Annotated in this window: 22 protein-coding genes; 6 read left to right on the top strand and 16 right to left on the bottom strand. The window is 67.1% G+C overall.

Going from position 1 to position 25,041, the window contains the following annotated elements; genetic code table 11:
- Positions 1-6: 6 nt before the first annotated feature.
- The 6 genes from VQ065_RS05355 to VQ065_RS05330 all read right to left on the bottom strand — a co-directional run bounded on the left by VQ065_RS05355 (position 7) and on the right by VQ065_RS05330 (position 6,950).
- The gene (locus VQ065_RS05355) at positions 7-2,043 is read right to left on the bottom strand and encodes an OPT family oligopeptide transporter (protein ID WP_003114310.1); all 2,037 of its coding nucleotides are present in this window, start codon (positions 2,041-2,043) and stop codon (positions 7-9) included.
- 162 nt (positions 2,044-2,205) lie between these two features.
- Positions 2,206-3,039: a taurine dioxygenase gene (gene tauD, locus VQ065_RS05350; protein WP_003093068.1), complete on the bottom strand. Its 834-nt coding sequence runs from the start codon at positions 3,037-3,039 to the stop codon at positions 2,206-2,208.
- A 106-nt stretch (positions 3,040-3,145) separates the two neighbouring features.
- On the bottom strand, positions 3,146-3,964 hold the full coding sequence (locus tag VQ065_RS05345) for an ABC transporter permease subunit (protein WP_003093070.1): 819 nt from the start codon (positions 3,962-3,964) through the stop codon (positions 3,146-3,148).
- Positions 3,954-4,745: a taurine ABC transporter ATP-binding protein gene (locus VQ065_RS05340; RefSeq protein WP_003093072.1), complete on the bottom strand. Its 792-nt coding sequence runs from the start codon at positions 4,743-4,745 to the stop codon at positions 3,954-3,956. The genes VQ065_RS05345 and VQ065_RS05340 overlap by 11 nt, the downstream gene beginning before the upstream one ends.
- Positions 4,746-4,809: 64 nt before the next feature.
- Positions 4,810-5,823 (bottom strand): taurine ABC transporter substrate-binding protein, encoded by a 1,014-nt coding sequence (gene tauA / locus VQ065_RS05335; RefSeq protein WP_003093074.1) that lies wholly within the window; start codon positions 5,821-5,823, stop codon positions 4,810-4,812.
- 206 nt (positions 5,824-6,029) lie between these two features.
- Positions 6,030-6,950 carry an acyl-CoA dehydrogenase family protein gene (locus VQ065_RS05330; RefSeq protein ID WP_023098453.1) on the bottom strand — a complete coding sequence of 307 codons (921 nt, stop codon included), beginning with the start codon at positions 6,948-6,950 and terminating at the stop codon, positions 6,030-6,032.
- Positions 6,951-7,274: 324 nt separating this feature from the next.
- On the opposite strand from VQ065_RS05330, the gene VQ065_RS05325 reads away from it, so the two are divergent.
- Entirely contained in the window at positions 7,275-7,601 is a 327-nt protein-coding gene (locus tag VQ065_RS05325; protein ID WP_223198316.1) for an HU family DNA-binding protein, read from the top strand.
- A gap of 123 nt (positions 7,602-7,724) precedes the next feature.
- On the opposite strand, the gene VQ065_RS05320 is transcribed toward VQ065_RS05325, so the two are convergent.
- From VQ065_RS05320 to rocR, 7 genes are all read right to left on the bottom strand, one after another.
- On the bottom strand, positions 7,725-8,321 hold the full coding sequence (locus tag VQ065_RS05320) for an HAD family hydrolase (protein ID WP_003107576.1): 597 nt from the start codon (positions 8,319-8,321) through the stop codon (positions 7,725-7,727).
- On the bottom strand, positions 8,318-9,187 hold the full coding sequence (gene tesB, locus VQ065_RS05315) for an acyl-CoA thioesterase II (protein WP_003093084.1): 870 nt from the start codon (positions 9,185-9,187) through the stop codon (positions 8,318-8,320). Before tesB ends, VQ065_RS05320 begins: the two co-directional genes overlap by 4 nt.
- A 33-nt stretch (positions 9,188-9,220) precedes the next feature.
- On the bottom strand, positions 9,221-10,816 hold the full coding sequence (locus tag VQ065_RS05310; protein WP_003093086.1) for a SagB/ThcOx family dehydrogenase: 1,596 nt from the start codon (positions 10,814-10,816) through the stop codon (positions 9,221-9,223).
- Positions 10,817-10,818: 2 nt separating this feature from the next.
- A complete protein-coding gene (locus VQ065_RS05305; protein WP_003110395.1) occupies positions 10,819-11,397 on the bottom strand; it encodes a GNAT family N-acetyltransferase in 579 nt (192 codons plus the stop codon).
- 26 nt (positions 11,398-11,423) lie between these two features.
- Entirely contained in the window at positions 11,424-12,014 is a 591-nt protein-coding gene (locus tag VQ065_RS05300; RefSeq protein WP_003110394.1) for a GNAT family N-acetyltransferase, read from the bottom strand.
- 214 nt (positions 12,015-12,228) lie between these two features.
- Complete coding sequence (locus VQ065_RS05295) at positions 12,229-15,867, bottom strand: transporter substrate-binding domain-containing protein (protein WP_003093089.1); 3,639 nt, start codon at positions 15,865-15,867, stop codon at positions 12,229-12,231.
- Between the two features lie 101 nt (positions 15,868-15,968).
- A complete protein-coding gene (gene rocR, locus VQ065_RS05290; protein ID WP_003106013.1) occupies positions 15,969-17,147 on the bottom strand; it encodes a two-component system response regulator cyclic di-GMP-specific phosphodiesterase RocR in 1,179 nt (392 codons plus the stop codon).
- A 281-nt stretch (positions 17,148-17,428) separates the two neighbouring features.
- Between rocR and VQ065_RS05285 the strand changes: the two genes are divergently transcribed.
- Together VQ065_RS05285 and VQ065_RS05280 are read left to right on the top strand one after the other, a co-directional pair.
- On the top strand, positions 17,429-18,058 hold the full coding sequence (locus VQ065_RS05285) for a response regulator transcription factor (protein WP_003093094.1): 630 nt from the start codon (positions 17,429-17,431) through the stop codon (positions 18,056-18,058).
- 293 nt (positions 18,059-18,351) lie between these two features.
- Entirely contained in the window at positions 18,352-19,593 is a 1,242-nt protein-coding gene (locus VQ065_RS05280) for a TIGR03862 family flavoprotein (RefSeq protein WP_003118270.1), read from the top strand.
- Between the two features lie 22 nt (positions 19,594-19,615).
- Here the strand turns inward: VQ065_RS05280 and VQ065_RS05275 are convergent, their stop codons facing one another.
- From VQ065_RS05275 to VQ065_RS05265, 3 genes are all read right to left on the bottom strand, one after another.
- Entirely contained in the window at positions 19,616-20,965 is a 1,350-nt protein-coding gene (locus tag VQ065_RS05275; protein ID WP_003093099.1) for a DEAD/DEAH box helicase, read from the bottom strand.
- Between the two features lie 77 nt (positions 20,966-21,042).
- Complete coding sequence (locus VQ065_RS05270) at positions 21,043-21,546, bottom strand: LabA-like NYN domain-containing protein (RefSeq protein WP_003093104.1); 504 nt, start codon at positions 21,544-21,546, stop codon at positions 21,043-21,045.
- Between the two features lie 65 nt (positions 21,547-21,611).
- Positions 21,612-22,328: a DUF2076 domain-containing protein gene (locus tag VQ065_RS05265; protein WP_003110390.1), complete on the bottom strand. Its 717-nt coding sequence runs from the start codon at positions 22,326-22,328 to the stop codon at positions 21,612-21,614.
- A 99-nt stretch (positions 22,329-22,427) separates the two neighbouring features.
- Between VQ065_RS05265 and VQ065_RS05260 the strand changes: the two genes are divergently transcribed.
- From VQ065_RS05260 to VQ065_RS05250, 3 genes are all read left to right on the top strand, one after another.
- Positions 22,428-23,009, top strand: a complete 582-nt coding sequence (locus tag VQ065_RS05260) for a cysteine hydrolase family protein (protein ID WP_003110389.1) — start codon at positions 22,428-22,430, stop codon at positions 23,007-23,009.
- Positions 23,010-23,166: 157 nt separating this feature from the next.
- Entirely contained in the window at positions 23,167-24,261 is a 1,095-nt protein-coding gene (gene sfnG / locus VQ065_RS05255; protein ID WP_003093107.1) for a dimethylsulfone monooxygenase SfnG, read from the top strand.
- Between the two features lie 83 nt (positions 24,262-24,344).
- On the top strand, positions 24,345-25,001 hold the full coding sequence (locus VQ065_RS05250; RefSeq protein WP_003093108.1) for a hypothetical protein: 657 nt from the start codon (positions 24,345-24,347) through the stop codon (positions 24,999-25,001).
- Positions 25,002-25,041: the final 40 nt, after the last annotated feature.

Genomic DNA, 25,041 nt, shown 5'->3' with positions numbered 1-25,041 from the left:
AATCCCTCAGCGCGCCAGCACTCGCCGGTAGAACAGCACGCAGATCGCGACGAATACCACCAGTCCCAGCCATTGGGCGATGCCCGCGAAGCCGGCGCCGGCCAGCGCCAGCGGCGCGTCCTCGCCGGTGGCGCCGATCACCCCGGCGAGCAGGATGCCCATCAGGCTCTCGCCGACGATCAGCCCCGAAGCCAGCAGCACGCCGCGTCGCTTCGGCTCTTCGGCATAAGCCTCTTCGTCGACCCCGGCCGCCGCCGCACGCTTCTTCAGGGCATTTTCCAGCAGCCAGGAAATCAGCGCACCGACCACCAGGGTCATGCCGATGGTCGGCGGCAGGTAGATCCCCAGGCCCACCGCCAGCACCGGCAGGCAGGCCTTGCCGGTACGGCGCAGGAGCAGGTCGACGAGGATCAGGGCGATGCCCAGGGCGACGCCGATGAGAATCATGTTCCAGTTCAGCGCGTCGTGGAAAATCCCGCTGGCGATCGCCGTCATCAGGGTCGCCTGCGGCGCGGCCAGGGCCTGGCCGGGGTCCATTCCCTCGCGCGGCAGGGCCCCGGTGAAGCCGTAGGCGCTGTAGAGCAGTTCCAGCACCGGGGGGATCACCAGCGCGCCGACGATGCAGCCGACGATCAGCGCGACCTGCTGGCGCCAGGGCGTGGCGCCGACCAGGTAGCCGGTCTTGAGGTCCTGCAGGTTGTCGTTGGAGATCGCCGCGATGGCCAGCACCACCGAGGTGGTAAACAGCGCCAGGGCGATCGCCAGCTTGCCGTTCTGGCGGTCCAGCAGGCCGCCCTCGATGCTGCCGAAGCCGAGTATCAGCAACGACACCAGGATGACCGCGATGATCCCGATCCCCGAGATCGGACTGCTCGACGAACCGACCAGGCCGGCCATGTAGCCGCAGGCGGCGGCGATCAGGAAGCCGAAGAAGAAGGCGAACACCACGCATACCGCCACCAGGCTCCAGAACTGCGGGCTGGCCATGTCCGGCGCGGCGGCACCGAGGAAGTGGCTGAAGACCACGAACAGCGAGACCAGCAGTATCCCGGCGATCAGCAGGATCCACTTGGCCGGCATGTCCAGCTCGGTGCGCAGGCTGTTCGCCTGGCTATTGCCGCGCACTGCCCCGAGGGAGGCCCAGACGCCCCGCACCATCGGCTTGAACAGGGTCGCCAGGGTCCACAGCGCGGCCACGCCGATGGTGCCGGCGCCGAGGAAGCGCACCTGCGAACTCCACAGTTGGGTGGCCAGGTCCGACAGGCTCTGGCCGTCGGCTGGCACGCTGTTGACGGTCAGCAACGGCACCGCGACGCCCCAGGAGATCACCACGCCGATGAGGATCGCGATGCCGGCGGTGATGCCCATCAGGTAGCCGGCACCGACCAGCGCCAGGGAAAAACCGGTGGAAAGGCGGAACGCCGCCTGCCCGGCACTGAGCCAGACGCTGAAGCCTTCGGCGAGAACCTTGAAGCCGCTGCTCCAGAGGCTGAACAGCGCCGCCACCAGGCCGCCGCCGAGGATGTCGTAGAGCCCCGGCGCGTTACCGGCGGCACGCGGCGCGCGGGCGTCTTCCTCGTCCTCGGCGCCGTCGCTGCCGACCCGGAGGATTTCCGCCGCCGCCACCCCTTCCGGATACGGCAGTTCGCTCTGCACCACCATCACCCGGCGCAGCGGAATGGTATAGAGCACCCCGAGAATGCCGCCGATGGAGCAGATCGCCGCGGTCTGCCAGAACGGGAAGCCACTCCAGTAGCCGATCATCAGCAGGCCGGGAAGGATGAAGATGATCGAGGACAGGGTGCCGGCCGCCGAGGCCTGGGTCTGCACCATGTTGTTCTCGAGGATGTTGGCGCCGGAGAAGTAGCGCAGGACGGCCATCGAGATCACCGCCGCCGGGATCGACGAGGCGAAGGTCAGGCCGACCTTCAGACCGAGGTAGACGTTGGAGGCGGTGAAGACCACGGTGATCAGCGCACCGAGGATCAGGCCACGCAGGGTGAGCTCTGGCAGGGTCAGCTCATCCGGGATGCGTTCTTGCATGGATGAAAACTCTCGAAACAATTGGACCCGCCAAGCTTAGGCGAGAGCGGCACGCCGGGACACGACAGCGAATGTCGCAGAGGCGACCTTTTCGAGAGGAAAAGCTGGCGGAACGGACAGTTGCCGGCGCGGGCCGCCGGAGCAAGCCCGCGCGCGGTGGCGTCAGACGGGCTTGTCGCCGAGGATGGTGGCGCGATGCATGACCCGCCGCTGGGGCCGGTAGTCGTCCACCGCGTAGTGCTGCGTCACGCGGTTGTCCCAGAACGCCACGTCGTTTTCCTGCCAGCGCCAGCGCACGGTGAATTCAGGTCGCGTGGCATGGGCGAAGAGGAACGTCAGCAGCGCATCGCTCTCGGCCGGCTCCAGTTCGTTGATGCGGGTGGTGAAGCCATCGCTGACGAACAGGCCCTTGCGCCCGGTGAGCGGATGGGTGCGCACCACCGGATGCGAGCGCGGCGGATTCTTCAGGCGGGCCTCCTCCAGGCGCGCCAGGTCGGCCTCGGTGACGCCGAAGCGCTCGCGGGGGAAGGACTTGCCGATGTCGTGGGTCGCCGTGAGGCCGTCCAGCAGGCGCCGCAGCGGCGCCGACAGCGCCTCGTAGGCCGCCGTGCTGCTCGCCCAGAGGGTGTCGCCGCCGTACGGCGGCAATTGCTTGGCGGCGAGCACCGCCCCCAGCGCCGGGGTCTCGAGGAAGGTCACGTCGGTGTGCCAGATGGCATTGTCGCGCACGTCGGTGACCGCGGTGTCGAGGACGATGACCTCCGGCTGCTCCGGCACACTGGGGTAGATCGGATGGATGTGCAGGTCGCCGAAGCGGGCGGCGAAGCGCGCCTGGCTCCTGGGTTCCAGCGACTGGTCGCGGAAGAACAGCACCTGGTGTTCGAGCAGGGCCTGCTCGATGGCCCGCTGGCCGGTGTCGTCCAGCGGCGCGCCGAGGTCGATGCCGGAAACGATGGCGCCCAGGGCCGGGCTGATGGGTTGGATGGTCAGGCTCATGTCGTGCTACTCGTCGGGCAGGTTGCGGGCGCGCCCTGCGCGCCCTCGCTCCGGCCTTCGCCGCGTGGGTGAAGGCCGGTTCGGGAATGACTCGGGACTCTCGCGCTCAACCCCAGGCGGCGAAGCGCCGCTGGACCCAGCGCAGCCCCAGTTCGAAGGCCAGGGCGATGGCGGCGATCAGCAGGATGCCGACCACCACCACGTCGGTGGCGAGGAATTGCGCGGCGGACTGGACCATGAAGCCGAGGCCGCGGTTGGCCGCGATCAGCTCGGCGGCGACCAGGGTCGACCAGCCGACGCCGAGGGCGATGCGCAGGCCGGTGAGGACCTCCGGCAAGGCGCTCGGCAGGATCACGTAGCGCACCACCTGCCAGCGGCTGGCTCCCAGGCAGCGCACCGCCTGCACCCGCGATCGGTCGACGCGACGCACGCCGGCGGCGGTAGCGATGAGCAGCGGCGCGAACAGCGCCAGGTAGATCAGCAGCACCTTGCTCAGCTCGCCGATGCCGAACCAGATGACGATCAGCGGCAGGTAGGCCAGCGGCGGGATCGGCCGGTAGAACTCCACCAGCGGATCGAGGGCCGCTCCGGCCAAGGGGTTGAGGCCCATCAGCACGCCCAGCGGGATCGCCGTCAGCACCGCCGCGCCGAGCGCCAGGAGCACCCGCAGCAGACTGGTGCCGACGTGTTGCAGCAGGCTGGCATCGAGGTAGCCCTCCTGCCATAGCCGTTGCAGGGCTTCGAAGAGCTGTTCGGGCGCCGGCAGGAACAGCACGTCGACCCAGCCGAAACGGGTCGCCGCCCACCACAGCAGGGCCAGGGCCAGCACGCTGGCACCGGCGGCCCAGCGCCGACGGTCGCCGGGCAGGCGCCGCTTGCGCGGGACAGGCTTGGCGGCGGCGAGTCCGAGGGTATCAGTGGGCATGTTCGGCCTCCGCGACATCGAGGAATTCGTCCAGCAACGCCTGGCGCAAACGGCCGAACTCGGGATCGGCCTTGATCGAGCGCACCGTTTCGCCGGCGGCGTAGCGCCGCGCGAAGTCCACCGGCAGGCGCTTGACGATGCGCGCCGGCGGGCCGTCCATCACCACCAGGTCGGTAGCCAGGAACAGGGCCTCGTCGACGCTGTGGGTGATCAGGAAGAGGCCCTTGCCGGTCTGCTTCCACAGGTCCAGCAGGAGCACCTGCATGCGTTCGCGGGTCAGCGCGTCGAGGGCGCCGAACGGCTCGTCGAGCAGCAGGAAGTCCGGCTCGACCGCCAGCGCGCGTGCCAGCCCGAGGCGTTGCCGCTGGCCGCCGGAGAGCTGGGCGACGGACTGCTCGGCGTACTCCTGGAGGCCCACCAGTTGCAGGACCTGGCGCGCCCGCGCGGTGCGCTCGGCCTTGCCCAGGCCACGGATGCGCAGGCCCAGGGCGACGTTGTCGAGGGCGTTGAGCCAGGGCATCAGGGCGTCGTCCTGGAATACCACGCCGCGCTCGCCGCCAGGCCCTTCGAGTGTCCGGCCGTCGATCTGCACGCGTCCCTGGTCCGGCGTCTGGAAACCGGCGAGGATGTTCAACAGTGTCGACTTGCCGCAGCCCGACGGGCCCAGCACCACCAGCGACTCGCCCTTGGCCAGGCCCAGGCTGAGATCGCGGAGGATGGCGCGGCGCTGGCCGCGCTGTTCGAATGAGAGGCTGATCGCCTCGGCCGTCAGACGGCTCATGTGTTCTGCCCTCCGTAGGGTAAGAAAGCCTCCGCTCCGACAGGCCGGGGCGGAGTCGCGGAATTCAGCGCTGGCCGACCTGGACCTGCTCCGCCTGGCGCACGAAATCGGCGCTGACGTAGGGCGAGTAGTCGCCGAGGACGGCCGGCACGCGCTTCTGTTCCTTGAGGAATTCGGCAGTGCCGGCGATAGCCTTGGCGGTGCCGCCGCCGAGCAGGTCGGCGGACAGTTGCGCCTGGCTTTCCGGGAAGGTCGAGCCGGCCAGCAGTTCGGGGACGTCCCTGGGATCGGCGCCGGTCAGCCGGGCGATCTTCTTCACCGGCTCGGAGTCGGCGGTCCATTCGGCCTTGTGCGCGTTGTAGTCGGCGAAGGAGTCGAGGCTGACGCGGGCGAAGCGGGCGACGATTTCAGGATGCTTCTCGGCGAAGTCCTTGCGCGCCACCCACACCTCGAAGGTCGGCGCACCCCACTGGCCGACTTCGGCGGCGTCGGTGAGGACCTTGCCGCTTTTCTTGATCTCGCCCAGCGCCGGCGACCAGACGAAGGCCCCGTCGATGTCGCCGCGACGCCAGGCGGCAGCGATCTCGGCCGGGTTGAGGTTGACGATCTTCACCTTGGACGGATCGATCTGCCAGTGCTTGAGGGCGCCGAGCAGGCTGTAGTGGGAGGTTGAAACGAACGGGGTAGCGATGGTCTTGCCGGCCAGGTCCTCGGGTTTCCCGATCCCGCTTCCATTGCGCACCACCAGCGCCTCGGCGGCGTTGATCTGCGCGGAAACGATGAAGGCGACGATCGGCAGCTTGCGCGAGGTCGCCGCTGCCAGCGGGCTGGACCCGATGTTGCCGAGTTGCAGGTCGCCGGAGGCGAGCGCGGCGATCACTTCCGGACCGCTGTTGAAGCGGCGCCAGTCGATCTTCTCGCCGATGGCTTTCTCGTACAGGCCATCGGCCTGGGGCACCTTGGTCGGGTCGATGCCGGTCTGGTAGCCGACCGTGATGTCGGCGGCCTGGGCGGCGACGGAAAGGCCGGCAAGGGCCAGGGCTGCCACCAGACGGTGCAGGGAATTCGGGCGTTTCATCGGGCGAACCTCGGAGGCAACGGTGCCGCGCTCCGGAGGAGAACGGACCAGGGACGGGCAATGGGTGGCGACAGCGAGTCCGGTGGTCCGGTGCGATGCAGATTACAGATATAAAAAACGCGATATAAATAATATTTTGGAATTAGTTTATGAGCGCAAATGCGCACCCGGATGCCCTTCCGTCCTTGCTCCATGCAACCCCGTCCCTACAGGGCAGCGCCCAGCAGACGGGCTTCCAGGGCCTGTCGGCGCAGGCAGGCGAGCAGCCCGGCGCGGGCCACCGCCTCCGCCTCGCTCGCCAGCAGCGACGCCGCCGCGCTTTCGCGGAATGTCAGCGCGCCGCCGCGGGCGAATGCCGCCTGGAAGGACTCCGCCGCCAGTTCGACAAGACGCAGCGCGAGGGCGAGGAGACGCGGCGCCTCTCCCTGCCCCCCCACGTCGCCCGGCACCCGCGCAGCCTGGCCCAGGTCGAGGTTGGCCTGGGCCAATCGGGTCAAGCCTTCGCGCAGTTGCCCGCACGGGGTCGGCGGCAGGCCGGGCGGCACCAGGATGTCCTCGGGATGCAGCCGCAGCCGCTGGTAATGCAGCCGCTGCCCGGCGGGCAAGAACAGCCCCGAGCCATCGGCGAGGCCGGAGATGTCGATGCCTGCCCGCCCCGTTTCGGCGACAGCGATCAGGTGAGCGCGGGAGGGCGCGTGCCAGGCTGAGATCAGCAAGCGATCCACGTCTTCCACGGCGAAGCAATCGCTACCCCGCCCACCCACCAGGAAACCGCCCCGCCAGTGCTCCTGCGCTTCGGGCTGGGCGCGCCGCAGATCGACCGCCTCGCTCCACAGCCAGCGGCGCTCGACGCTGGCCGGCAACAGGCGGCGCTGCTGTTCAGGACTACCCAGCAGGCGAATGGAAGCGATCTGCAGATGATGCAGGGCCAGGCGCCGTGCCAGCTCGAGTTCCTGCTCGGCCAGGTGGCGGACGCCAGCGAAGATTTCCCCCCAGTCCCGCTCCATGCCGGCGAACACGCGCGGCACTGCCAGCGCCAGCAGTCCACTGTCGCGCAGGCTTGCCGCCCAACCGGCCATGGGTCGCGGTGTCCTGGGGTCGGGCGAGTGGAGCCGGGCTTCGCTCATGCGGCACCTCGAATGGGGAGCGAGGGCCAGGCGTTGGCGCGAGGTAAGCAGGCTCCGGTGATGGAAAGGGACGGGATGTCCTGCTTATAACCCTAATGGATGAAACCCTAACCTATAAATAACCAATAATCCTTAACTAAGAACCGGAGGCATGCGCCCCTGGCAGAACCATGAGGATGCGTCGGGCAACCGACGCCGGCATCATTCCGGACAGCCGCGAAAACCTCTGTAACGGCTCTGTCATGCGCGTCGTGCGAGGAAACAAATAAGCGGAGAAAAGGGAACCTTATTCGCGCCAAGCTGTTTAAAATCACGCCCGTTTCTGTGCGAGGCCCCTCGCGCAGTCTTTTACCAAGGAGCTACACCACCATGGCACTGACCAAAGACCAACTGATCCAGGACATCGCCGAAGCCATCGACGCGCAGAAGACCACCGTTCGCAGCGCGCTCGACCAGCTCGCCGAGATCGTCAAGGACGCCCTGGAGAACGATGGCGAAATCACCCTGCCGGGTATCGGCAAGCTGAAGGTCTCCGAGCGTCCCGCGCGCACCGGCCGCAACCCGCAGACCGGCAAGGCGATCGAGATCGCTGCCAAGCGTGTAGCCAAGTTCGTTCCGGCCAAGGCGCTGACCGACGCGATCAACGGCTGATAACGGCCGCCGCATCCCGCACGGATGCGCAGGAAAAAAGCGCAGGAGCCTGGCCTCCTGCGCTTTTTTCGTTTTCGGGGAGCCGATGGCGCTGCCGCCCTCGAGGTTTTCCGCCGGATATTCCTACGGCGTTTGCAGTTGCTCGAGCAACGCATGGCAATCGGCAGCGTGCCAGTCGGCCAGCTCCGGCCAGGGGTTTTCCGGCAGGTTGACCAGCACCGTGCGACTACCCGCGGCGCGTCCGCAGTCGAGGTCGAAACGGTAGTCGCCGACCATCACCAGCTCCGCCGGCGTCACGTTCCAGCGTCGGGCGATGCGCAGCAAGCCATCAGGGTCCGGCTTGGGCCGCGCCTCGCCGCGCCCGAGGATGTGCTCGGTGGGGAAGCAGCCGCCCAGGCCGATCGCTTCGAGGGTGATCAGCGCCAACTGGTGGTCGTTGCGGGTCAGGATGCCCAGGCGCACGCCGCGCCGCTGCAACTCGCGCACCAGTTCCAGTGCGCCCGGCGCCGGCCGCGCGGCCTCGGCCAGGGCGCGCTCGTGTTCGAGCAGCCAGGCGTGCTTGGCCGCCGCCTCGGCCTCGGGCAGGGCGGCGAGGTGCAGCAGGATGTCGTCCTGCTCGGGGATGTCCAGCGCTCGGCGGATCGCCGGGAAGTCGTGCACGGCCCGGGTCAGGGTGCCGTCCATGTCGAACACCCAGTGGCGGATGTCGGCCAGCCTCACGCCCAGTCCTCACGCTTGCGGATCAGGCCTTCCTGGCTCGACGAGGCGACCAGCTGGCCGCTCTGGTTGAAGATGCTGCCGCGCACGAAACCGCGTGCGTTGCCGGCCCAGGGGCTGTCGATGGCGTAGAGCAGCCACTCGTCCGCGCGCAGGTCGCGGTGGAACCACAGGGCGTGGTCGAGGCTGGCGACCTGCATGGTCTTCTGCCACACCGAAACGGCATGGGGCTGCATCGAGGTGGTAAGGAAACCGAAATCCGAGGCGTAGGCCAGCAGGTACTTGTGCAGCGCCGGGACGTCCGGCAGCTTGCCGTCGGCACGGAACCAGAGGTACTTCACCGGTTCGTCGGGCTGCGGGTCGTAGGGGTCGTGCTGGGTGACCGGACGAATCTCGATGGGCTTCGGATACAGCAGCTTGTCGCGGATGCGCTCGGGAATCCGCTCGGCGCGCTGGCGGGTCAGCTCCAGTTCCGAAGGCAGATTATCCGGGCCAACCACCTCGGGCATCTCGATCTGGTGGTGGAAACCTTCCTCGTCGTACTGGAAGGAGCTGCTCAGGGTGAAGATCGGCTGGCCTTTCTGGATCGCGGTGACCCGGCGGGTGCTGAAGCTGCCGCCGTCGCGCACCCGGTCCACCTGGTAGACCACCGGCATGCTGGCGTCACCGGGACGCAGGAAGTAGCCGTGCATGGAGTGTACGTGGCGATCGTCCTCCACCGTCTGGCTGGCCGCCGACAGTGCCTGGCCCAGGACCTGGCCGCCATAGAGCTGGCGGAAGCCGAGATCCTGGCTCATGCCCCGGAACAGGTTCTCCTCGATGGGTTCCAGGCTCAGCAAAGCCACCAGGTTGTCCAGTATCTGGGTCATGGGGTGTTTCCTCGAATTCGGGCTGTCGACGGGCTAGTCGCGGCGCAAGGCCGGGTACGCGGGCATGTTGCAAAGACGAGTGTCCCACACCGCGCGGCCGAGGGTGAAATGGTAGAGACTGGCCATGGACTCATCCGTTAGTCCAAGCAGCTCATGCACCAGGGGGTCGTAGTAGCAGCCGATACCCGTCCCAGACAGCCCAGCGGCCTCCGCCTCGAGGTAGAGCAACTGGCCGAGCTGCCCGCATTCCCAGTACAGCCGCGGATAGCACCAGGGGCCTTCTTCGAGCGCCGCGCCGAGATGGGCGAGCATGGCGAGCGCGACGCAGCCGTCGCCGGCGATGTCCTGCTGGCAGGAGAGATACGCCGACAGCGCGCGCGCATCGCCTTCCTGCAACAGGTACAGCGGCAACTCCGGATCGACGCGCTGCCAGAGGAAGTCCTCGCGCATCGGCGGCCGCCGCAGGCCGCTGCGATCCAGCCAGTACAACCCCGGCACCAGGCCCCGGACGCGATGGACGAACAGCAGTAGATCGACCCGCGCGGCCTCACCGGTGACCGCGAAAGGCACCGGCGAGCGCTCCGGCAGCAGCCTGCGCAGCCAGGCCCGCAGCAGTTCGACATCGATGCCGGCGCGCCCGTCCATGCGCTGCGCGCTACGCCGCCGATGCAGCAGCGGTCGCAGCGGCAGGCCGGGGTTGTCGTTGCCGGGCACGCCCGGTGCGACCCTCCACGGGCGTGCCGGCAGGCGCGGCGCCCGGCATAGCCCATGTATCCGCTGCAACTCCGGCCAGTCCCGGTACTCCCGCGACAGCCGGTTCGGTGCGCCGGCCAATGGCAGGGCCGCCAGCCCTTCGCACAGGCGCGGCGAAAGGGAAGGCTCCTGCGTGAGCGCCGGCCCGATCCAGAACAGTGCGTCGACGCTCTCGCACTCGGCGAAGCCGTCCCGGTCAAGGCCGAACAGGCCGTCCAGTGCGCTTTCGGCGACGCCGCGCAGCAGGCGCATCTCCCAGCCCTGGATCGCCGCGGCGATCGAGAGGCAGGCCAGCGCGTGGCCGAGGTCATGCTGGCAGTAGCGATAGGCTCGCTCACCGTATTTCCAGGCCTCGCGCCAGGGCACGCTGGTCAATGCCAGGAGGCAGCCGCCGGCCGGCAAGCAGTCATCCAGCAGCGAAGCCAGCGGCGCCGGCAGTTCGCCGCGCACCTCCAGGGCATGTTTGTCGGGACGGTAGTGGGCGAGCAGTGGCGCCGGCTCCAGGGTACCGCCGGGAAGCAGCAGGTAGGCTTCGGTGGGATGCAGGTTGCCGCTCGACGGATTGACCCGTAGCGCCCAGCGAGTGCCGCCGGCCTCCTTCCAGGCCGACAGCGCCAATCCGTCGTAGAGCATCTGCGAGAGGCTGCGGCGATCGAGCCGGGAGGGCGCGGCCGCCGGCCCGGAAAACACCCCGTCGTAGGGTGGCGACTCCTCCAGCGGCCGATGCAGCAGTTCGACTTGCCGGCAGCCCCGGTACTGGCGGAACGGCGCCGGCTGGGTCGCCCAGTCCAGTCCGCCGGGACCGGGAGCGTAGCGCTCCGGGCGATGCATGCTGAGGCGATGGTAGGAGAGCACCTCGCCGCCGCCGTCGCCCATGTTCACCGCTCCGCCCAGCGGGCCGCGTCGACGCGATAGAGGATATGCCGGCGCATCGGGTGATCCGCTGCCAGGAGTGGGTGGTCGAAATCCTCGGCCGGATCGCGACGCATGCCCAGGCGCTCCATCAAGCCCCAGGAGCGGCGGTTGGGCGGCGTGGTGAAGGCCACCACCTCGGGCAGGCGCAGCCGCTCGAAGGCGAAGTCCAAGGCGGTTTCCGCCGCTTCGCGGGCGAATCCACGGCCCCAGTAGGCGGGCGCCAGGCGCCAGCCGATCTCCACGGTCGGGGCGAAGTGCACGTCCATGGTCACGTCGAACAGGCCGGTGAATCCGATGAACGCCGCCTCGCCCGGTAGCTCCAGGGCCCAGGGCCCGTAGCCACGCTCGGCAAAATGCGCCTGGACGCGATCGACCAAGGCGTCGCTCTGCGCGCGGTCGAGCACACTGGGGAAGAACTCCATTACCTGCGGGTCGGCGCACATCTCGGCGAACGCCTCGCGGTCGCTGTCGCGCCAGGCGCGCAGCAGCAGGCGCGGGCCATGCAGTTCGGAAATGGCGGAAGGGGGAAGGTTCGCGTTCATGGGAGGCCTTTTCGGAAACGGCCGACTCATCTGCGAAGCCAGTCCTCGCGCGTCAACCGGTACAGCACATGATGCCGCAAGCGGTGGCCGGGGGGCAGGTCGGGATGCTCGAAGTCGTCGGTGGGATCGCGATGCATCCCCAGGCGCTCCATCAGTCCCAGGGAGTTCTCGTTGGCCGGTACGGTGAAAGCCACCACCTGGTCCAGGCCAAGGGTATCGAAGGCGTAGCTCAGCGCCGCCTCGGCCGCCTCGTGGGCGAAGCCCTCCGCCCAATGCTCGGCGGCGAGACGCCAGCCGATGGCCACCGCGGGTACGAAGGGCGCATCGAAGTCCACGACCTCCAGCCCCACGTAGCCGATGAAAGGATCGCCGCCCTTGACCTGCAGCGCCCACCAGCCAAAACCGTGCTCGGCGAAGTGCGCGTCGATGCGGCGCAGCAACGCGTCGCTCTGGGCGCGATCCAGGCAGGACGGAAAGAACTCCATCACCCGCGGGTCGGCATTCAGCTCGGCGAACCTGGCTCGGTCCTGCACCAGCCAGGGCCGCAGGATCAGACGGTGGGTATACAGCCGTGGCGAGCGCAGATGCTCGATGCTCAGGCTGGTCAGGTCGGCCATCGCTTGGTTCCTTTCGTTCAACGCACTCCAGAAGGACTATCTGACCGCAGGAATCGGCTGGGGTGCCCGCGAGGGCGGTATTCCGATCTTTGGTCAGGCTTCGCGGAAAAGGCTACCCAACCGGAGTGTAGTCTTTTCCGCGCCTGGACATGCCCGATCCTCGGGCAAAGCGATGACGATTGGTTTACCGCCCGGGCAACGGGCGCAAGCCACGTCAATCCGTGCACTCTTCCACCAGACTCTCGTCCAGGGCGAGGATCGCCAGTTTCACCCCAACGGCGCACTCCTCCACCCAGGCGAACGAGGCGTTCGGGCTGAGGCAGGCATCCTCGAGGCGCCGGCAGCTTTCCACCAGTTGCTCGCCACGCACCACCCTCGCCGCGCCCTTGATCCGATGCGCCAGCTCGGCCAGTTCGCCGGTCTCCTGGCGTTGCACCAGTCCCTCGAGGGTCTCCAGGTCCTTGCGGTTGCTGGTCAGCAGTTCATCGAGCAGCCGCCTGAGCATCGTCGGCTCGCCGCCGGTCAGCGCATGCAGGGAATCCAGGTCGTAGAGACGGGGGTCCGACGGTATCGCGACGGGTTCGGCGTCGATGGTGACGGGCAGGTCGTCGTCGGCGAAGCCCAGGGCCAGAAGACGCTCCTCGAGAACATCGAGGCCGATGGGCTTGATCAGGCACTCGTTCATTCCAGCCTGGATGCAGCGCTCGATCTCCTCCGGCTGGGCGTCCGCGGTGAGGCCGATGATGACCACCGGTTCCTCGCCATTCTCGCGCTCCTCCTGGCGGATCGAGCGGGCGAGGTCGGAGCCGCTCATCAGCGGCATGTGACAGTCGGTGATGACCATGTCGAACGGTTGCCCATGCCACAGGTTGAGAGCGCTCAGGCCGTTTTCCGCCTCCTCTACGTCGTGGCCGAGGAAGCTCAGCTGTTGATGGAGGATCTGCCGGTTGACCGCATGATCGTCCACCACCAGGACCTGCAACCGCCGCGCCTGGCGATTGCCGAGCGGGATCGCCCGCACGCTCTCGACGATCGGTTCCAGCACTTGCAGGCGCAGCTCGACGTCGATCCGCGTCCCCTGCCCCAGCTCGCTGCTCATCACCAGGCGCCCTCCCATCATTTCGCACAGCGAGCGCGAGATCACCAGGCCGAGCCCGGTGCCCTCGGTGTTCTGCAGGTTGCGGTTGACCTGGGCGAAAGGCCGGAACAACTGTTGCTGGTCGCCCAGGGAAATACCGATGCCGGTGTCTTCCACACAGAGATTGACCTGCAACAGCGACGGCTCCACCTGGCGGCCATCGATGCGGATGCGGATCGAGCCCTCGTCGGTGAACTTGATCGCGTTGCTGACCAGGTTGGAGAGGATCTGCTTGAAGCGCATGGCATCCAGCAGTACGTCGCCGTTGATGCTCGAATCGATCTCCAGCACCAGGCTCAGGCGCTTTTGCCGGGCCAGGCCTTCGAATACCCGTGCCACCGATTCCACCAGCTCGCGCAGGTTGGCCCGTTTCGGCGACAGGCTGAGGCGACCTGACTCGATGCGGGCGATGTCGAGAATATCGCCGATCAGCTCCAGCAGGCTCTTCGCCGAGGCATAGGCGATCTCGATGCTGGAGCGGTCCACCCGACCGGTCTCGGCACGCTTGAGCGCCAGTTCGAGGATGCCGATCACCGCGTTCATCGGCGTGCGGATCTCGTGGCTCATGGTCGCCAGGAAGGTGGTCTTGGCCCGGCTCGCTTCGTCGGCCAGGTTCTTCGCTTCTTCCAGTTCGTCGATCAACTGGCGGTGCTCGGTGATGTCCAGCCAGCCACAGATGACACCGCGGATGGTCCCGCTGGAATCGCGGAACGGCTGGATCCAGTGGTCGATCCAGCGCTCCCGGCCGCCCAGCGCCACCGGGTAGACCGCCTCGATGGTCCTGCCCTCGCGCATGGCCATCAGGTAGCTGCGATGGAACTCCGGAGCGGTCTCGAAGTTTTCCATGGGCAGCTCGAGCACGGTGCGGTTCATCACCTCCTCGGAACTCAGGCCGACGCTCTGCAAGTAGCTGCGGTTGCAGGACAGCATCCGTCCGTTGACATCGCGCACATACAGCGGCGGGGGCATGCAGTCGGTCAGGGCCTCGACGAACCGCAACTGGTCGCTGAGCGCCTGTTCGACCCGCGCGCGCGCCCTGATCTGCCGGCGCTGATAAGTGACCCAGCCCAGGCAGAACAGCAGCAAGGCCGCTGCGATCGCCAGGATCTCGGTGATCACCAGGATGTAGTCAACCCAGGTCTGGCCGCTCATTCCCGGCGGCGAGCGCCAGCGATTGACGATATCGCTCAGGTCGTCCGGCGAGATGCTCAGCAAGGCCTTGTCGAGAATCGACTGGAGTTCGGCGTCGCCTCGGCGAACGGCGAAGTGGGCGGTGGCCGCGCCGATGGGAACCAGGTCGGCGATCGCCAGCCTCTCGCGGAACAACCGGACGATGTAGTAGCGAGCGGTGACCAGCGGCACCACCGCCGCGTCGGCCCGCCCTTCGTAGACCAGGTTCATGGCATCCAGCGCGACGCCGACCTCCACCATCGAGGCCTGCGGATAGCGCTCGCGCACCTGTTGCATGCCCACATGGCCGGCGGGAATCGCTATGCGCTTGCCGTCGAGGCTTCCGGGGCTCTCCGCGCGTCCCTTGTCGTCCGCCCGGGTGACGAGGACGTACGAGGTGGACAGGAACGAGCGGGTGAAACGCAGCATTTCCTCGCGCTTGCTGCTGCGGCTCATGATCGCCAGGTCCGCCTCCTTCCTGGCCAATACGCCGATCTGCTCGGGGAAGCCGCCACTGCGAGGCGTGACCTGGAAATGCAGGCCGGTGCGGCGGGAAATCATGTCCAGCAGGTCGGAGGCGATGCCCGAGAAGGTCTCGTCGGAATTGAAGAAGGCCAGCGGCGCCAGGTCGTCGTTGATGACCAACCGCACCACCGGGTGGCGAGCGATCCAGCGACTCTCCTGCGGCGTCAGCGCGATACGCTGGCCCGTTGGCAGGGAACCGCTGCCGACCCAGCGCCTGGCGATGCTTTCGAGACGGTCCTGGTTGATCGCGCCGATGGCCGAGTTGACGACGCGCAACAGGTTCGTGTCGCCGCGACGAAGGAGGAAGCCGTAGCCCCCTTCCAGGCGGGCATCGGCAAACCGCTCGAACCTCACGTAGCCGTAATAGGACCGATTGATCCGGTGGTAGGCGCTGAGCACATCGTCGAGATACAGGTCGGTATGTCCGAAAGCCACCGCGGCAACGGCCTCGTCATGGCTGCCGAAGACCACGAAACGCGCCCGCGGGAAACGCTGGCGCAATTCCCCGACATGCTCCCGGGCCACCGCCACGCTGAGTCCGGCGAGATCCTCCGGCGAGTTGCGCTTTTCCCCCATCCGCTTGAACACCGCCAATCGGTCACGGGCGTAGGGTTGGCTGAGCACCAGGGAAGAATCGCCCGCCGAGCTGTAATGGCTGCCAAGCAGGTCGATCTTTCCGGCAGCGAGCGCCGCCACGGCATCCGCATGGGTATCGAAGCTCACGACCTTGATGCGCATGCCGAGCAACTGCCCGACCAGCGTGGCGACGTCCGCCGTTATGCCTTCGTAGTTCTCGTCGTCGAGCCGGACGTTGAAGGGCGAGGTCTCGTCCAGCGCCGCGCCGAGCCTCAGGTGACCCTTGTGGCGCAGCCAGGCCCAGTCGTCCTCGGCGATCGCCATGTCCTCGTGCTCGATGCGCAACTGGCTGAACAGCGTCAGGGACGGATGCGCTTCGACGGCGAACAGGCGTCCGCCCGACAGCAGCAGGCAGAAGAACAGCAGGAATAGTTTTGATCGCATGAAAGGTCTGTGCGGCAGGGCCGGCAGTTGTATGGAAAGGAAACGCGTCCGGCGCGAGGCCCGGCGTTCGGCTAGCGGCAGCCGAGGCCAGGGCGGCGGCGTCAGGATCCGGAGCAATAGTCGAGAAAGTGCTGTTCCGGCATCGGCCGGGCGAACAGGTAGCCCTGGGCTATGGAGCAACCGAGTTCGATCAGGCGTACCCGTTGTTCGTCGCTCTCCACCCCTTCCACCACCAGGGAAATTCCCAGCGCCTGCGCCAACGCCACGACACTGCTGATGACGGCGCAACTCCTGGGCTGGGTCTTCATCTTCTGGACGAAGGTTCTGTCCAGCTTGATCTGGCTGAAGGGAAACTCGCAGAGCCGGTCGAGGGACGAATAGCCGGCGCCGAAATCGTCCATCGCCAGGCCGCAGCCCATGATCCGCAGACGCACGAGGTTCTCCAGGCTGCTGGCAGGAGCGCTGATCAACCCGGTCTCGGTGATCTCGAACATCACCGAACTGGGCGGCAGGTGGAACTCGGTCAGCAACGCCGAGATGTTCTCGGCCAGCGCACGCGAACCCAGTTGCGAAGGATGGACGTTGAACGCCAGGTTGATCGGCTGCCCCAACTGCGCCAGCTTCCTGCGCGTCGCCAGACCCTGGCTGAACAGTTGCCAGAACAGTTTGTCGACCAGGTTGTAGGTTTCCATCACATAGAGGAAATGCGACGGCGGCAGTACGCCGAGATGCGGGTGGTTCCAGCGTGCCAGGACCTCGGCGCCGATCAGGCCGCCGCCATCCAGGGCCACCTTGGGCTGGTAGTAGGCTTCGAACTCGCCGTTGTCGAGGCCGCGCACCACGTCCGCCACGGAGGGCAGCTCGGCGACTTCGATCTGTCGCGGCAGGTCCTGGCGACGAGCGTTGTAGCGGGTCAACAGGGCGGTGATCCGCTCCAGGCTGAATGGCTTGCCGAGGTCGCCGAGAAAATTGAGGCCCAGGCACTCGATCATCGAAATGGTGGCCTGGCGCAGGATGGGATCCACCTCGCTGCTGAGGATCACCGAATGAACCTTGCCGCTCAGGCTTGCGTGGCGAAGGAACGCCAGGCCGTCCATGCCGCTCATCTGCAGGTCGCAGATGGCGATGTCGACGTGTCCGCAGGACTCCAGGATCGCCACCGCCTCCTTGCCGTCCGCCGCTTCGAGGATCGATCCGGGCACCACTTTCTTCAGGGCTGTGACGGCTACCAGGCGCTGAAAAGGCTCATCCTCCAACACCAGAACATTCAAATCATTCATCACGGTCCACACAGGGTTTCCAGGAAATACCGGCGATATACTGCTGTGTTTCCCTTACTAGACCTATGGGACAAGTCCCCATGTTTTGTGGGAATTTTCCTACTGATTTGGAGGTTCGGTTGGATTAGCATGGTTCCACATGAAAAACCGAATCGCCCCGCCTCAACAGGCTATTCTGGACGGCGATCTCGGCCTAGCGCCCAACATGGATGACCACCGGCGGCAGCGCCCGGGAAATCGAATCCCGACCCTGCCCCGGTCCCTCAAGGTAAATCGAATTTATGCATACCGTCCTGATCGTCGACGACCACCCCGTCATCCGCCTCGCCGTGCGCGTCCTGCTGGAAAAGCATGGTTTGCAGGTGGTGGCCGAGACGGACAATGGCGTGGATGCCATCCAGTTGGTCCGGGAGCACGAACCGGACGTGGTGATTCTCGACATCGGCATTCCCAAGCTCGACGGCCTGACCGTGATCTCGCGGATCAAGTCGCTGGAACTGCGCACCCAGGTGCTGGTACTCACTTCACAATCCGCAGAGGCGTTCTGCAAGCGCTGCATCCAGGTCGGCGCCCGTGGGTTCGTCAACAAGGAAGAAGACCTGAACAATCTGATCAACGCCCTGAACGCCGTGATCGCTGGCTACACGTTCTTTCCTTCGCTCACGTTCGATACCCTCGGCACCCCGCCGGAGCGCATTTCCGAAAGCGAGCTTATCGGCCTGCTCTCCGACCGCGAGATGATCGTCCTCCAGCACCTCGCCATGGGCTATTCGAACAAGGCCATCGGCGAGAAGCTGTTCCTCAGCAACAAGACCGTCAGCACCTACAAGACCCGCCTGCTGCAGAAGCTCGGCCTGGGTTCGCTGGTCGACCTCGCGGAGTTCGCCAAGCGCAATTCGCTGATCCACTGACCTGGCGCTTCGCTGTCGAAGCCCAGGCCTAGCGCACCTTCGGGCAAGCGCGACCGGAAGCCGCTCCTGCCACGCGACGAGCGTCAGCGGATTTCCACAAAGCATGTGGAACCGCCTGTGGATAAGGTGCGAAAAACGCTCCGTGCAGCGCATCGTGCCTGGCCTCCCGACGGTTGATCAGTTCCTGACCAGGCGCACGGCGAGCGGACCAGGTGGCATCGACAAGGCTCGGAGGCGGTCTTCGCCTCGGTTACACTGCACGCCGGTTTCCCCAGGTCTCGCTCGTCGTCCACATGCCCAGTCAAGCATCCTCCCCTTCCCCCCAGGTCGCCATCGTCGGCGGCGGTCCCGCAGGCCTGATGGCCGCGGAGGTCCTGAGCCAGGCGGGCGTACGCACGGAAGTGTTCGACGCCATGCCCTCGGTCGGCCGGAAATTCCTGCTCGCGGGCGTCGGCGGCATGAACATCACCCATGCCGAGGCCAGGGAACAATTCCTCGGCCGCTATGGCAGGCGCCAGAAGGAAATCGCCGCACTGCTCGGCGAATTCGACGCGGATGCGTTGCGCGCCTGGATCCACGGCCTGGGTATCGACACCTTCGTCGGCAGTTCCGGCCGGGTGTTCCCCTCCGACATGAAGGCCGCGCCGTTGCTCCGTGCCTGGCTCAAGCGCCTGCGCGAGCAAGGCGTGCTCATCCATACCCGCTGCCGTTGGCTGGGCTGGAACGCGGACGGTACGCTGGACATCCAGAGCGCCGCCGAGCGCCTGTCGATACGGGCCGACGCCGTGATCCTGGCGCTCGGTGGCGGCAGTTGGCAGCGCCTGGGCTCCGACGGCGCCTGGGTGCCCCTGCTGCGGGCCCGCGGCGTCGAGGTCGAGCCCCTGCGGCCAAGCAATTGCGGTTTCGAGATCGGCGGCTGGAGCGAGCTGTTTCGCGACAAGTTCTCCGGCGCTCCGGTCAAACCGGTGGCCATGGGACTGGCGGGCGAAACGCCGCGCCAGGGCGAATTCGTCGTGACCCGCGACGGTATCGAGGGCAGCCTGGTCTATGCCCTCTCCGCCGCCATCCGCGAACGGATCGAGGCACAGGGATCGGCCGAAGTATGGCTGGACCTGTTGCCGAACAGGCGTCGCGAGCAGATCGAGGCAGCCCTGGCTCGCCCGCGCGGCTCCAGGTCGATGGCCAATCACCTGCGCAGCCAGTTGGGCATCGATGGGGTTCGGGCCGGCCTCCTGCGTGAACTCACCCCCGCCGCCACCTATGCCGAGCCGGCCCGCCTGGCGGCGGCGATCAAGCGCCTGCCGCTGACGCTGCTGCGCCCGCGTCCGCTGGACGAAGCGATCAGCAGCGCCGGCGGCGTGCGCTTCGAGGCGCTCGACCGCAACCTGATGCTCGCTGGCTTGCCCGGCGTGTTCTGCGCCGGGGAAATGCTCGACTGGGAGGCGCCCACCGGCGGCTACCTGTTGACCGCCTGCTTCGCCAGCGGGCGCGTGGCCGGACTCGGCGCGCTGGCCTGGTTGCGCGGCAGGGGCTAGAGGCCAGTACGCCAGCGCCTCGCTATTTGCCGGATGGCCGCTTCTTCGGCTTGCCCGCCGCGCCCGCGCCGAAGCCCGGCGCCTTGCGCACCGCCTTGACCGTCGGCGCGCTGCTGTCGAACCAACTGCCCAAGTGGATCTTGCCGGGCTTGCCGGCGCTCTCCGCAACCTTGGGTTTCTTCGGCTTCTTCGGTTTCTTCAGCACCACGCCCCCCGGCGCGGTCTGCGGCACCCGGTGTTCCGGCGCGAAGTCGGGCTCCTCGCGGCGCTGCAGGGTCTGCCCGATCAGTGTCTCGATCGCCGCCAGCAGCTCCACTTCGTCGGCGCAGACCAGCGACACCGCCTGGCCGGAGGCACCGGCACGGCCGGTACGGCCGATGCGATGCACGTAGTCCTCGGCGACGATCGGCAGGTCGAAGTTGACCACCAGCGGCATTTCCTCGATATCCAGGCCACGCGCGGCCACGTCGGTGGCTACCAGCAGGTCTACCTCGCCGGCCTTGAACCGCTGCAAGGCGCGCAGCCGCGCCGGCTGCGGCTTGTCGCCATGGATCGAGTCGGCGGCGATACCCTGCCGCTGCAACAGTCCGACCAGTTCCTCGACGCTCTTGCGGGTCTTGGCGAAGACCAGCGCCTGGCGCCAGCGATTGGCCTGCAACAGGTGGCAGAACAGCTCGGCCTTGCGCTTCTTGTCCACCGGCACCAGCCATTGCCTGACGCTCTTCGCCGCGGTATTGCGCGGACTGACCTCGATGGACAGCGGGTCGCGCAGCAGTTCACGGGCCAGCGTGCGGATGGCGTCGGAGAAGGTCGCGGAAAACAGCAGGGTCTGGCGCTTGCGCGGCAGCGCGGCGAACAGTTCGTCCAGCTCGCGGGCGAAACCGAGGTCGAGCATGCGATCGGCTTCGTCCAGCACCAACGCCTGGAGCTGGGCGAACTTCACCGCGTTCTGCCGATACAGGTCGAGCAGCCGCCCGGGAGTGGCGACGAGGATATCCACTCCCTTGCGCAGCTTCATCATCTGCGGGTTGATGCTGACCCCACCGTAGGCCACCGCGGTACGCAGCGGCAGGTGCTGGCCGTAGTCGCGGACGCTGGCGTGGACCTGCTCGGCCAGTTCGCGGGTCGGAACCAGGACCAGTGCACGCACCGAGTTCGCAGCGACCTGCGGCCCCTCTAGGGTCAGCCGCTGCAGCAACGGCAGGGCGAAACCGGCGGTCTTGCCGGTGCCGGTCTGTGCTGCGGCGAGCAGGTCGCGGCCCTTGAGCGCCGGGGGTATGGCTTGGGCCTGGATCGGCGTAGGCGTGCCGTGGCCGAGCCCTTCGAGGGCCTTGAGCAGGGGGTCGAGCAGACCGAGGGAAGCGAACGTCATGAGCGACTCGGAAAAAAGGAAACGGACGGCATTCTAGCGGATTCGCCGTCTCCCATCGTCCTCTGGAGCGCGGCCGGTCAGCCCTTGAGCAGCAGTCCGCCCTCGATCGGCACGTAGCGCGACGCCGCTCGGATCAGCGCGTTGGCGGTCAGGCCAGGCACCCCGTAGGCCGTAGCCACGACGCCGTGGGCGCGGATGACCTTCTCCAGCAGCAGATCGAAGTCGCCGTCACCGGACAGCAGCACCACTTCGTCCACCCGCGGCGCGGCATCCAGTACGTCGATGGTGATGCCGACATCCCAGTCACCCTTGGCCGAGCCGTCGGCACGCTGGATGTAGGGCTTCAGCTTCACCGTGAAACCGAGGTTGCGCAGAATCTGCTGGAACTGTTGCTGACGCGGGTCGCCGCGGTCGATGGCGTAGGCATAGGCCTCGACGATGCTCCCGCCGCGAGCGATGTCTGCCCACAGGGCGGCGTAGTTGAGATGGCAGCCGTAGGCCTGGCGCACGGTGTAGTAGAGGTTCTGCACATCGGCGAAGACAGCGATCTTCTTCGCCGCGGGCGACTCGGGACGACTCAAGGGGAACTCCGGAACGACGGCAGTGGGCCACCATTATCGCAGCCCACGGCCCGCAACCCTAACGATCAGGTGAACAAATCGTCGTCGCCGAGGAAGCTGGAGTCGTCGTTGAAGTCGCTATCGCTGAAATCGCCATCGGCGAAACCGCCGTCGGCGGGATAGTCGCTATCGGCGAAGCGCTCGGGCGCCGGCTCGGGATCGGCAAACTGACTGGCGTCGAGGTTATCCACCGGGACGTCCTGGATCACCTCGACGATTTCCTGCGGTTGGCTGTGGCGGAACATGCCGGTGAGCAGGTCGGCCACCAGCATCCCGCCAGCGACCCCGGCGGCCGTCTGCAACGCGCCGCCGAGAAAACCGCTGGCCCGCGAAGGCGCGGCCGCCGCGGCGGGCGCCATACCCGGACGCATGTCGCCGGCCGCCGCCGCCGGATTGGAGAAACGCGTCTCGCCCCAGCCCGCCGGGCGCCCCGGTTGGCTCGGCGCCGGCTCGTCGCGCGCGCCGCCACCGAACAGGCCGGAGAGGAAGCCGCCGCTGCTCGGACGGCTCTGCTGCAACTGGGCGACCTGCGCCTCGAGTTCCTTCACCCGTTGGTCGAGGCGCTTCAGCGCGGCTTCCTGGATCAGCACCACCTGCGCCATGTAGTACGGCGCCGCCGGCTGCCGCACCAGGTGCTGGTTGATCTGCGCCTCGGCCTCGGCGTCACGCGGAGCGGACTGCCCCTCGGCCTCGCGCAGGCGGCTGAACAGGCCGTCGATCAGGGTTTTCTCATCGGATTTCATCGCACGCCTCGACTGCATTTCGAGAAGGAAGGATGGATTGCACCAAAGGGAAATATTGGAGCACCCTGCACGATCTCAAGTTCCTCCGGTGAATTCCCGATGAATGACCACGCCCAGCGCTCCGCACGGCCCCAGGTCGCCCTGCTGATCGTCGACCTGCAACGCGGCATGCAGCGCGACGACCTGCCGCCGCGCAACAATCCCGGCGCCGAGGCGCGCATCGTCGAACTGCTTGCCGCCTGGCGCGCCGCCGGCTGGCCGGTGGTGCACGTCCGGCACATTTCCCGGCAGCCCGGCTCGCCCTTCGCGCCCGGCCAGCCCGGCGTGGAGTTCCAGCCAGCGCTGGCGCCGCGCGACGACGAGGCGGTGTTCGAGAAGAACGTTCCCGACGCCTTCATCAACAGCGGCCTGCAACGCTGGCTCCATGTCCGCGACATCCGCCAGGTGGCGCTCGTCGGGGTAGCCACGGAGAACTCGGTGGAAGCCAGCGCACGCAGCGCCGGCAACCTCGGCTTCCAGACCTGGGTAGTGGCCGACGCCTGCTTCACCTTCGCCAAGCCCGATTTCCATGGCACCCCGCGCAGCGCCGACGAGGTACATGCGATGGCGTTGGCCAACCTGCACGGCGAGTACGCCGTGGTACTGCGCGCCGCCGAACTGTTGCAGCGCTTGCCGGCCTGACTGTCTGCCGGGCAACAGCGGGACAACAGGGCTGTCCAGCAAAAGACAGGCCGGCTCCGCCATATCCCCCATAAGCCATTGATTCGAAAACATTAATCCGGGATGGCACGGTTCCTTCATAGACACCGGACCACGCCCCTACCCGGAGATACCCCCGATGAGCCAAGAGCAACAGCCGATCCGCTTCGCCTACTGGGTCCCCAACGTCAGCGGCGGCCTGGTGGTGAGCAAGATCGAGCAGCGCACCAGCTGGGACATCGACTACAACCGCAAGCTGGCCCAGTTGGCGGAACGCAACGGCTTCGACTACGCCCTCTCGCAGATCCGCTTCACCGCCGGCTACGGCGCCGAGTACCAGCACGAGTCGGTGGCCATCAGCCACGCCCTGCTGGCGGCCACCGAGAAGCTCAAGGTGATCGCGGCGATCCTGCCTGGCCCCTGGCATCCTGCGGTGGTGGCCAAGCAACTGGCGACGATCGACCAACTGACCAATGGCCGGGTCGCGGTGAACATCGTCAGCGGCTGGTTCAAGGGAGAGTTCACCGGCATCGGCGAACCCTGGCTGGAGCACGACGAACGCTATCGGCGCTCCGAGGAGTTCATCCGCGTGCTGAAAGGCATCTGGACCGAGGAAAACTTCACCTTCAAGGGCGATTTCTATCGTTTCCACGACTACACCCTGAAACCCAAGCCGATCCAGCAGCCGCACCCGGAAATCTTCCAGGGCGGCAGCTCTCGGGCGGCGCGGGACATGGCCTCGCGCGTGTCCGACTGGTACTTCACCAACGGCAACAGCATCGACGGCATCCGCGCCCAGGTCGAGGACATCCGCGCCAAGGCGGCGGCCAACGGCCATTCGGTCAAGGTCGGAGTGAACGCCTTCATCATTGCCCGCGACACCGAGGAGGAAGCGCGGGCGGTGCTCGACGAGATCATCGCCAAGGCCGACTACGAGGCGGTGAACGCCTTCGGCGACGCGGTGAAACAGGCCGGCAAGGCCTCGCCGGAGGGCGATGGCAACTGGGCCAAATCCACCTTCGAAGACCTGGTGCAGTACAACGACGGCTTCAAGACCAACCTGATCGGCACGCCACGGCAGATCGCCGAGCGCATCGTCGCGCTGAAGGCGGCCGGGGTCGACCTGGTGCTGTCGGCCTTCCTGCACTTCCACGAAGAAGTGGAGTATTTCGGCAAGCACGTGTTGCCGCTGGTCCGCGAACTGGAGCAGGCCCAGGCCCGCGAAGCGGCCTGATCGGCAACGGCGGCCGCCAGGCGTTGGCCTCGGCGGCCGGCTGGGTTAGAGTCGCGGGCTCGTATCCGATCTGCCGACCCGCGATGAATCCTCTGCTGCCGCTGCGTGACGCCTGGTTCTTCTTCACCCGCCACCTGACCACCCTGGTGCCGCTCTGCCTGCCCTGGATATTCCTCGAAAGCCTGCTCCAGCAGCAGATCGACGAAGCCGTCGGCCCCCAGCAGATGGGCGCCTGGAGCCTGGTCGCCGGACTGCTCTTCTACCCGCTCTACACCGCAGCCCTGATCCTGTTCATGGACGCGCGCGGGCGCGACGAGCGGCCTCGCGTCGGCCAGCTGTGGAGCGCCGCGCTGCGCCTGTGGCCAGCCTTCGCGCTACTCGCGGCGCTGACTTCGCTGCTGATCGTGCTCGGCCTGTCGCTGCTGATCCTGCCGGGCATCTTCGTCATGGTGAAGCTGGCCTTCGCCGAATTCTGCCTGGTGCTGCGCGGCCGTAGTCCGCTGCAGGCGCTGCGGGAAAGCTTCGAGTTCACCCGTGGGCGATTCTTCCTGATCCTCGCCTGTTCGCTGGTGATCCTGCTGCCGGTCTGGAGCCTGGAAGCCTGGCTCGCCGATTCGGCCGGCGACGCCGTCGTGCTGCGGGTCGCCCTGCATACGCTCAGCGGGTTCTTCCAGCTGCTGTTGACCATCGTCGCCTTCCGCATCTACAGCCTCGGTCCGGCGCCACGCAACGGGATGTGAACGGCGCCGCGCGCCGATTCGCCGCGCTGGCCTATGCTTG

The organism is Pseudomonas sp. KBN10P06128 (genome assembly GCF_037574945.1).
Taxonomy (GTDB): domain Bacteria; phylum Pseudomonadota; class Gammaproteobacteria; order Pseudomonadales; family Pseudomonadaceae; genus Pseudomonas; species Pseudomonas aeruginosa.
The sequence above is the reverse complement of the archived record's forward strand: the minus strand, read 5'-3'. Positions and strand labels throughout refer to the sequence as shown.